General features: G+C 72.0%; 7 protein-coding genes and 1 pseudogene. 7 read left to right on the plus strand and 1 reads right to left on the minus strand.

What is annotated here, in order from left to right; translation table 11 throughout:
* The 4 genes from L1885_RS17320 to holA form a co-directional block, all read left to right on the plus strand.
* The coding region (locus L1885_RS17320; protein WP_235798032.1) for a ComEC/Rec2 family competence protein at window positions 1-1,003 on the plus strand (1,003 nt) is incomplete at its 5' end.
* A gap of 163 nt (window positions 1,004-1,166) precedes the next feature.
* Window positions 1,167-2,066 (plus strand): YceI family protein, encoded by a 900-nt coding sequence (locus L1885_RS17325; protein WP_235798033.1) that lies wholly within the window; start codon window positions 1,167-1,169, stop codon window positions 2,064-2,066.
* Window positions 2,067-2,170: 104 nt separating this feature from the next.
* Window positions 2,171-2,419 (plus strand): hypothetical protein, encoded by a 249-nt coding sequence (locus L1885_RS17330; protein ID WP_235798034.1) that lies wholly within the window; start codon window positions 2,171-2,173, stop codon window positions 2,417-2,419.
* Between the two features lie 117 nt (window positions 2,420-2,536).
* Entirely contained in the window at window positions 2,537-3,523 is a 987-nt protein-coding gene (holA, locus tag L1885_RS17335; RefSeq protein WP_235798035.1) for a DNA polymerase III subunit delta, read from the plus strand.
* A 402-nt stretch (window positions 3,524-3,925) separates the two neighbouring features.
* Here holA and rpsT read toward each other — a convergent pair whose 3' ends face one another.
* Window positions 3,926-4,192: a 30S ribosomal protein S20 gene (rpsT, locus tag L1885_RS17340; protein ID WP_235798036.1), complete on the minus strand. Its 267-nt coding sequence runs from the start codon at window positions 4,190-4,192 to the stop codon at window positions 3,926-3,928.
* A gap of 282 nt (window positions 4,193-4,474) precedes the next feature.
* On the opposite strand from rpsT, the gene lepA reads away from it, so the two are divergent.
* The 3 genes and pseudogenes from lepA to L1885_RS17355 form a co-directional block, all read left to right on the plus strand.
* The gene (gene lepA, locus L1885_RS17345) at window positions 4,475-6,346 is read left to right on the plus strand and encodes a translation elongation factor 4 (RefSeq protein WP_235798037.1); all 1,872 of its coding nucleotides are present in this window, start codon (window positions 4,475-4,477) and stop codon (window positions 6,344-6,346) included.
* A 317-nt stretch (window positions 6,347-6,663) separates the two neighbouring features.
* Entirely contained in the window at window positions 6,664-8,553 is a 1,890-nt protein-coding gene (locus L1885_RS17350) for an AMP-dependent synthetase/ligase (RefSeq protein ID WP_235798038.1), read from the plus strand.
* A 634-nt stretch (window positions 8,554-9,187) separates the two neighbouring features.
* Window positions 9,188-9,552 (plus strand): annotated as a pseudogene (locus L1885_RS17355) (hypothetical protein); the annotation flags it as partial.

Here is a 9,552-nt window from a genome sequence, read left to right on the forward strand (position 1 = left end):
CGGCGTCGCCAGGGCCGGCGCCGCCCTCCCGGGCGCGCAGTTGAGCTGGCCCGGCGGCTGGCGGGGCGGCGCGCTGCTCGCGCTCGCGACGGTCCTCGTCCTGGGCGCGCTGCGCCTGCTCCGGCGCCGGCCCTGGGTCGCCGCGGGGTGCGCCGTGCTGCTGCTCCTGGCGCTTCTGCGGCCGCCCCCGGCCGTCCGCTTCATGACGGGCTGGCCGCCTCCCGGCTGGTCGTACGCGATGTGCGACGTCGGCCAGGGGGACGCCACCGTCCTCGCGGCGGGACCGGCGAGCGCCGTCGTGGTCGACGCGGGGCCGGATCCGGCCCTGGTGGACGGCTGCCTGCGCGACCTCGGCGTGACACGCGTCCCGCTGCTGGTGCTCACCCACTTCCACGCCGACCATGTCACCGGACTGCCGGGGGTGCTGCACGGGCGCACGGTCAGCGCGATCGAGACGACGACGTTCCCGCAACCGGCCGGCGAGGCCGCCTTCGTCCGCCGCACGGCCGGCGCCGCGGGCGTGCCGCTGGTGCCCGTGGTGCCGGGGGAGCGGCGCACGACGGGCCCGCTCGCCTGGCGGGTGCTGTGGCCCCGCGCGGGGCCGGGAGCCGCGGACGGCGAGCCCAACGACTCCAGCGTGACGCTGCTCGTGACGGTCGCTCACGGCCCCACGCTGCTCCTGCCGGGGGACCTGGAGCCGCCCGCCCAGCGCTCACTGCTGCGCGACGAGAACGGGCTGCCCCATGTCGACGTGCTCAAGGTCGCCCACCACGGCTCCGCCTACCAGGACCCGCTGCTGCTGAGCGAACTGCGTCCCCGGCTCGCGCTGATCTCCTGCGGCACCGGCAACCCGTACGGGCACCCATCGCCCCGCACGGTGGGCTTCCTGCGGGCCGAGGGAGCGGCCGTCCTGCGCACGGACAAGGACGGCGAGATCGCCGTCACGGGCAGCGGAAGAGCCCTGCGTGCGGTCGCCCGCCGGGTGGACCGGTCGACGCGATGATATGTGCGTCTGCCATCATTCGGTCCGTCGAGGAAGCGGACGGCGTGATTCTTACATGCGGCCTCGCGTTTGCCTCGCACAGTTCAAGAGTGATCGAATGCCAGTCCGTCCAGGGGTCCGAGGGTAGGACGCCTTGAGGAATCCCGAGCACAGGGGTAAAGGAATGATCAGCTTGTTCGGTCGGCGGAAGGCCGCGAGCCAGAAGACCAACCCGCTTTCCGGACTCTCCGTGCCTGTCAACGCAGGGCTGCTGACGTGCCGGGTACTTGACCCGGTGAGCGAACCCGTCCACCAGGCGGAGTTCACGGTCAGCGACACGCAGGGCCGAAAGGTCGTCAGCGGCGAGACCGACCCGTTCGGCGGCGTGGCGGCGATGGTGCCCGTCGGCGAGTACCGGGTGTCGGTGTCCGCCGACAGCTACAGCCCCTACCGGGCGAGCGCCACCGTCGCCGAGGGCGGCGCCCTGGCGTCCCTCGGCGACATCACCCTCCAGGCCGCGCCCTCGCTGCCGCTGCCGAGAGCCGGCGAGTGGGAGATCGAACCCGCCCACTCGCGCATCGGATTCGTGGCGCGGCACATCGGACTCGCCCGCGTCTACGGCCGTTTCGACAACTTCGCCGGCGCGATACGCATCGGCGAGTCCATCGAGGACACGGCGATGCACGTCGTCATCGACGCCGCGTCCATCGACACCAACGTGCAGATGCGCGACACGCACCTGCGCTCCGGCGACTTCCTCGACGTCGAGAACTACCCGACGCTGGAGTTCTACAGCGACCGCTTCCAGCACAAGGGCGGCAACAACTGGACGATCACCGGCGCCCTGACGCTGCACGGCGTCACGCGCACGGTGTCCCTGGAGGCCGTGTACGGCGGTGTGCGCGTCGGCATGGAGAACGAGACGCGGGCAGCGGTGCGCGCCACCGCCGAGCTGCACCGCGAGGACTACACGATCAACTGGCAGACGATGCTCGCCCGCGGCATCGCCGTCGTCGGCTCCAGCATCAAGATCGAACTGGAGATACAGATCGTGCCCAAGGGCACGGAACTCCAGTTCAAGTAAGGACGGAGCGGCAGACGGCAGGGACCGGACCGGCGACCGCGGCGGCGCGTGCGAGCAGCGCGCGGCGCCGGCGGGGCCGGGCGGCGGGAGCGACGGGTGCGGGCATGGACGACGACGTGACACATCTGCTGGTGCTGCCCGACCGGGACGCCGCCCAGGAGGCGGCCGAGCAGCTGCCGGAGCGCTTCGCGGGCGTGGGGGAGCCCCGCATCGTCCGGGACGCCCTCGCCGGTGAGGACGACGCCGAGGACGCCCAGTGGCTGGTCCTGGTGTCCGATCCCGGGGGCCGCATCGACCCCGCCGACCTCGACGCGTACGCCGGCGGCTGGGACGGCTGGGTCGAGAGCCCCTAGGGCGCTGCGTTCGTCCTGTCGCGGGCGCCCCGCGCTCCGTCGCGGCGGCTCCGGGCGCCCGCGGGACCGGCCGGGCCCGGCGCCGCCCTGTCGGTGGGGCGTGCCATGCTGGCGGGGATGGCCACCAAGAAAGCACCCAGCGACGATCCGCTCGGCCCCCTCACGCTCGCCGTGGGGCAGGAGGACCTGCTGCTCGACCGCGCCGTCCAGCAGGTCGTGCGGGCCGCCCGCGCGGCCGACGCGGACACGGACGTGCGCGACCTGACAGCGGACCAGCTCCAGCCCGGCATGCTCGTTGAGCTGACGAGCCCGTCGCTGTTCGCGGAGCGCAAGGTCATCGTCGTGCGCAACGCGCAGGACCTCTCGGCGGACACCGTCAAGGAGCTCAAGGCGTACTTCGGCGCGCCCATCGAGGAGATCACCCTGGTCCTCCTGCATCCGGGTGGTGCGAAGGGCAAGGGCCTCCTGGACGCGGCACGCAAGGCCGGGGCCCGCGAGGTCGCCTGCGCGAAGACGACGAAACCGGCGGAACGGCTGTCGTTCGTCCGGTCGGAGTTCCGTGCCCTCGGCCGTTCCGCCACACCGGAGGCGTGCCAGGCACTCGTCGACGCCATCGGCAGCGACCTGCGCGAGCTGGCGAGCGCCGCCTCGCAGCTCGTCGCGGACATCGAGGGCACGATCGACGAGGCGGTCGTCGGCCGCTACTACACGGGCCGTGCCGAGGCGTCCAGCTTCGCCGTCGCCGACCGCGCGGTCGAGGGCCGGGCGGCGGAGGCGCTGGAGGCGCTGCGGTGGTCGCTGTCGACGGGGGTCGCGCCGGTGCTGATCACCAGCGCCCTCGCGCAGGGGGTGCGGGCGATCGGGAAGCTGTCCTCGGCGCGTGGCGGACGCCCCGCCGACCTGGCCCGTGAGCTCGGCATGCCGCCGTGGAAGATCGACCGGGTGCGCCAGCAGATGCGCGGCTGGACGCCGGACGGCGTCGCCGTCGCGCTGCGGGCCGTCGCGGAGGCGGACGCCGGTGTCAAGGGGGGCGGCGACGACCCCGAGTACGCCCTGGAGAAGGCGGTCGTCACCATCGCCCGCGCGGCCCGCCCCCGCCGCTGAGCCGAGGGCGCGGGCCGCTCCTGAGGGCCGGCCCGTTTCGCTCCCCTCTACCCCCGCACAACGCCATGGCTCCACCCCCGCACGACGCCCCGCTCTGCCCCCGCGCGACGTCCCGGCTGCTCCGCGGCCCCGGGGGTGTCGCCCCGGGGGTGTCACGTGGCGCCGCGCGGCTCCGGGTACGCCGAAGGCCCCTGCCTGGGGTGGCAGGGGCCTTCGCGTACAACGGATGGAGCCGCACCCGCGTGGCGAACGCAGTTCGGTTCGCGGCTCCGGGGACCGGGCAGGAGCGGGAGAGAGGGGCCCGCTGGTTCCCGTCCGGTGTCGATCAGGCGATCGCGCGCCGGTGGCGGCCGCAGGGCGGCCGCTCCGTCAGGCGGTCGGGTCAAGCACGAACGAGACCGGTCAGGCCTGGATGCTGTTCACGGTCGTGGCCAGCGCCGACTTCTTGTTGGCGGCGGCGTTCTTGTGGATGACACCCTTCGACGCGGCCTTGTCGAGCTCACGGGAGGCGAGACGGGCGGCCGCGGTGGCCTTCTCGACGTCGCCCGCCGCAGCGGCCTCGCGGGTCTTGCGGATCGCGGTCTTCAGGGAGGACTTGACGGCCTTGTTGCGAAGGCGCGCCTTCTCGTTCGTCTTGTTCCGCTTGATCTGGGACTTGATGTTCGCCACGAAAGAGCCTTTGCAGGTTCGATGATCTTCTTGGGTGAGTGTCACGTACAGCCGCGTACGCGAGGGCACGAGACACAGCTGTTCAGGCTAGCAGCCGCGATATGACCGGCCCAAATCGGTCGCAGTCCGTCCGTCGTGGGACGATGGAGCCTGCGTATCGATCCGATCCGATGTCGACCCGAGACGAGACGACGCGCCCCGACGTAAGGCGGCCCTGCGGACACCCCTCCGCACGGGGAGCGGCCTCGAAGGGGCGGCGCTCCTCAAGAATCAGGACCCTGCGTGCCCGCGACCCCTGTCAACGTGCCCGAGCCCAGCCGTACGGACCCGGCGCTGATCCGTAACTTCTGCATCATCGCGCACATCGATCACGGCAAGTCCACGCTCGCCGACCGGATGCTCCAGCTGACCGGTGTCGTCGAGCAGCGGCAGATGCGCGCTCAGTACCTCGACCGCATGGACATCGAGCGCGAGCGCGGCATCACGATCAAGTCCCAGGCGGTCCGGCTGCCCTGGGCGCCCCGTTCGGGTGAGGGCCAGGGCAGCACCCACATCCTGAACATGATCGACACCCCCGGGCACGTCGACTTCACCTACGAGGTCTCCCGTTCGCTGGCCGCCTGCGAGGGGACGATCCTGCTGGTCGACGCGGCCCAGGGCATCGAGGCGCAGACCCTGGCGAACCTCTACCTGGCGATGGAGAACGACCTCACCATCGTCCCGGTGCTCAACAAGATCGACCTGCCGGCCGCGCAGCCCGAGAAGTTCTCCGAGGAGCTGGCGAACCTGATCGGCTGCCAGCCCGAGGACGTCCTCAAGGTGTCCGCGAAGACCGGCCTCGGCGTGGACGTGCTCCTCGACAAGGTCGTCGCGGACGTCCCGCCGCCCGTCGGCGTCGCGGACGCCCCCGCCCGCGCGATGATCTTCGACTCGGTCTACGACTCCTACCGCGGCGTCGTCACCTACGTCAGGGTCATCGACGGCCAGCTCAACAAGCGCGAGCGCATCCGGATGATGTCCACGGGCGCCACGCACGAGCTCCTGGAGATCGGCGCGAACTCGCCGGAGATGCTGCCCGCCGACGGGCTGGGCGTCGGCGAGGTCGGCTATCTGATCACCGGCGTCAAGGACGTGCGGCAGTCCAAGGTCGGCGACACGATCACCTCGCAGGCCAAGGGCGCCACCGAGGCGCTCGGCGGCTACAAGGACCCGAAGCCCATGGTGTTCTCCGGGCTCTACCCGCTGGACGGCTCCGACTACCCGGAGCTGCGCGACGCCCTGGAGAAGCTCCAGCTCAACGACGCCGCACTCGTCTACGAGCCGGAGACCTCCGCCGCGCTCGGCTTCGGCTTCCGCGTCGGCTTCCTCGGCCTGCTCCACCTGGACGTGGTCCGCGAGCGCCTGGAGCGGGAGTTCGGCCTCGACCTCATCGCGACCGCGCCGAACGTCGTGTACCGGGTGGTGATGGAGGACGGCAAGGAGCACACCGTCACCAACCCGAGCGAGTTCCCCGAGGGCAAGATCGACGAGGTCTTCGAGCCGGTGGTGCGCGCGACGATCCTGGCGCCGAGCGAGTTCATCGGTTCGATCATGGAGCTGTGCCAGAACCGGCGCGGCACCCTCCTCGGCATGGACTACCTCTCCGAGGACCGGGTCGAGATCCGCTACACGCTGCCGCTCGCCGAGATCGTCTTCGACTTCTTCGACCAGCTGAAGTCGAAGACCCGCGGCTACGCCTCGCTCGACTACGAGCCCACCGGCGAGCAGTCGGCCCAACTGGTGAAGGTCGACATCCTGCTGCACGGCGACAAGGTCGACGCCTTCTCGGCCATCACCCACCGCGACCAGGCGTACGCCTACGGCGTGCGGCTCGTGGCGAAGCTGCGCGAGCTGATCCCGAGGCAGGCGTTCGAGGTGCCCGTGCAGGCCGCGATCGGCTCCCGGGTCATCGCCCGCGAGACGATCCGCGCCATCCGCAAGGACGTGCTCGCCAAGTGCTACGGCGGTGACATCTCCCGGAAGCGCAAGCTGCTGGAGAAGCAGAAGGAGGGCAAGAAGCGGATGAAGATGGTCGGCAGCGTGGAGGTCCCGCAGGAGGCCTTCATCGCGGTGCTCTCCAGCGACGACTCCGCCCCGGGCAAGACGAAGAAGTAGGCCGGACCCGGCCGGAGCGGGTCCGGGCGAGGGTGTGGGCGGAGCGGGTCGGCCGAGCCGGCCGGGGCCCCCGCGGCAGGTGGCGCCGCGGGGGCCCTTCGCATGTCCGGGGCGTGTTTCGAGGGCGTCCGCGTCCTGGGGCCCGTGGGCGCGCGGCGCTCACGGTGTGTGGGAAGTGTCGCCCCTCTTACGCACGTGCGACCTGGGCCCTAGTCTGATTACCGATCGGTAGCTACTTGTCGGTCGGTAACTTGAACGCCATTCGTCTCAGGATCAGATGCGCCGTGCGGCACAACCGCACGGTTCCGGAGGAAGCCGTGAGCGACACCCAGAACTTGATAGAGAACCGGCCGCCCTCCGTGGCGTCCCTCTTCATTGAGCGCGTGGCCGCCACGCCCGACGCCGAGGCGTTCCGCTACCCCGTCCCCCCGGCATCCGGGCAGGGGCCCGACGAATGGCGTTCGCTGTCCTGGGCCCGTACGGCCGACCGCGTCTACGCGATCTCGGCCGGCCTGGTCGCTCTGGGCGTGCAGCCCGAGGAGCGCGTCGCGCTCGCCAGCTCGACGCGCATCGAGTGGATCCTCGCCGACTTCGGCGTGATGTGCGCGGGCGCGGCGACGACCACCATCTACCCGTCCACGAACGCCGACGAGTCCGTCTTCATCCTGTCGGACTCCGGCAGCCGCGTGCTGATCGCGGAGGACGCGGCCCAGCTGGCGAAGGTGCGCGCGCACCGCGACGAGCTGCCGGACCTCGCGCACGTCGTGGTCGTCGAGGAGGCCGACGCCCAGCCCGCGCCGGGAGACCCGGACGGCTGGGTGCTCTCCCTGCACGCGCTGGAGCAGCTCGGCGGCCAGGAGCTCGCGGCGCGGCCCGACACCGTCCGCCGCCGCATCGAGGACCTGCGGGCCGACCAGCTCGCCACCCTCATCTACACCTCGGGCACCACGGGCCGCCCGAAGGGCGTGCGGTTGCGCCACGACTCGTGGTCCTACATGGCGAAGTCGATGGCGGCGACGGGGCTGATCTCGGCCGAGGACGTGCAGTACCTCTGGCTGCCGCTCGCCCACGTCTTCGGCAAGATGCTCACCTCGGGGCAGATCGAGGTCGGCCACGTCACCGCGGTCGACGGGCGCGTGGACAAGATCATCGAGAATCTGCCGGTCGTGAAGCCCACCTACATGGCGGCCGTGCCCCGCATCTTCGAGAAGGTCTACAACGGCGTGGCCGCCAAGGCCCGTGCCGGCGGGCCCGCCAAGTACAAGATCTTCCAGTGGGCGGCGCAGGTCGCGCGGGACTCGGCGAGGGCCGCGCAGGACAACTTCCAGCGCACCGGCAACGAGAGCCTGCCGTTCGGCCTCGCCGCCAAGCACAAGGTCGCCGACGCACTCGTCTACGCGAAGATCCGTGAGGCCTTCGGCGGCCGGCTCCGCGCCGCCGTCTCGGGTTCCGCCGCCCTCGCGCCGGACATCGGCTACTTCTTCTCGGGCGCCGGCGTCCCCGTCCTCGAGGGCTACGGCCTCACCGAGACGAGCGCGGCGTGCTTCGTCAACCCCGGCCCCGCGCTGCGCACGGGCACGGTCGGCAAGCCGATGCCGGGCACGGAGGTGCGCATCGCCGACGACGGGGAGATCCTCATCCGCAACCCGGCGATCATGGTCGGCTACCACGGGCTGCCCGACAAGACGGCCGAGGTCCTGGAGCCCGACGGCTGGTTCCACACGGGTGACATCGGCGAGCTGTCGACCGACGGCTATCTGAAGATCACCGACCGCAAGAAGGACCTCATCAAGACCTCGGGCGGCAAGTACATCTCGCCGGCCGAGGTGGAGACGCAGTTCAAGGCCGTCTGCCCGTTCGTCTCGAACATCCTGGTCATCGGCGGGGGCCGCAACTTCTGCAGCGCCCTGATCACGCTGGACGAGCCCACCATCGCCGAATGGGCCGCAGAGCACGGCCTGGGCGGCAAGCCGTACGCCGACATCATGGCGGCCCCCGAGACGCAGCGGCTCATCGACGGCTACGTCCAGCGGCTCAACAACGGCCTGCAGCGCTGGCAGGCCATCAGGAAGTTCCGGCTCCTGCCGCGCGACCTGGACATCGAGCACGGCGAGCTGACCCCGAGCCTCAAGCTCAAGCGGCCGGTCGTGGAGCGCGAGTACAAGGACCTCATCGAGGAGATGTACGCGGGCACCCGCGAGAACTGAACCGTCCGCGCACGCCCCCGGCCCGCGAGGCGCTCTCCGCCCCGCGGGCCGGGGCGCACCGCCGCCGTCCGCGCCTGCCGCCGTCACGCCTGCTGCGATCACCGCGCCTGCCGCCGCCACGCGAACCTGCCGTTGTCCGTTGCCCGTTGCCCGCTGCCGGCCCGCCCCCGTCCTCGTGCAGCCGTCCTCGCGCCCCGTCCTTCCGTCCGCCGCCGTTGCCCCGACCCGCCGCCGCTGCCCTGACTGTCCGCCGTGCCCATGAGCCCGTGTCCGCGCCTGCGGCCCTCCGCGGCTCACCGGGTCACGAGGTGCCGGCGGTGCCGGTGATGCCGGTGATGCCGCCGGTGGGGGAGTGCGCCGGTGCGGTCGGGGCGTCGGGGCGGGCACCGGCGCGTGAAAGGCGCGGCGGCGTACGCGGGCACCCGAAGAGGGGCGGACCCGAGTGGGACGGATGTTCTACGCGGACCGCTCCCGCGCGGCGCCGCGTGCGTAATATCTGCCGCCGTCCCGGGCCTTTTGGGTGACTTGGCGTACGCGAGTCGCGTCTGTCTGCCACCCTTGCGGAATCAACCGACACGGTGTGCCGTCGTCGGTCAGTCGAACACGCAGCAGACAACCGGACACGGGAGCCGCAGTGGGGCCCATTCCGATCCAGCGTGCGAACGACCCCGACGGCGCGCGCGGGGCACGGCCCGGGGCGGGGTCGCCGCCGCCCTTCGTCCGCATCAGCCTGGAGAGCGACCCGGTCGCCCCCGCGGAGGCGAGGCGGCTGGTACGCGCCGCCCTCGCCGAGTGGACCGGCGCCGGCCTGCTCGGCGGATGCGCCTTCTGCGGCCTGACGGAGGGGCCCGGCGGCGGGGCCGCGCTTCCCGCCTGCACCGAGGGCGAACCCGGCACCGCCCACAACTCCGGCGCCCCTGTCGCCCCCGGCGCGACGGACGCCGCCGAGACCGCCGGCCCCGGCGGCGTCCGGGAGGCCGGGCCGCCCCGGCAACGGGC

Origin of the sequence: Streptomyces fuscigenes (assembly GCF_021556455.1) — a bacterium.
GTDB lineage: Bacteria > Actinomycetota > Actinomycetes > Streptomycetales > Streptomycetaceae > Streptomyces > Streptomyces fuscigenes.

What these genes read in the sequence shown, in the direction of transcription:
- L1885_RS17325 (WP_235798033.1), top strand. Translation starts at nt 1,167, where the DNA reads ATGATCAGCTTGTTCGGTCGGCGGAAGGCCGCGAGCCAGAAGACCAAC.
- L1885_RS17330 (WP_235798034.1), top strand. Translation starts at nt 2,171, where the DNA reads ATGGACGACGACGTGACACATCTGCTGGTGCTGCCCGACCGGGACGCC.
- holA (WP_235798035.1), top strand. Translation starts at nt 2,537, where the DNA reads ATGGCCACCAAGAAAGCACCCAGCGACGATCCGCTCGGCCCCCTCACG.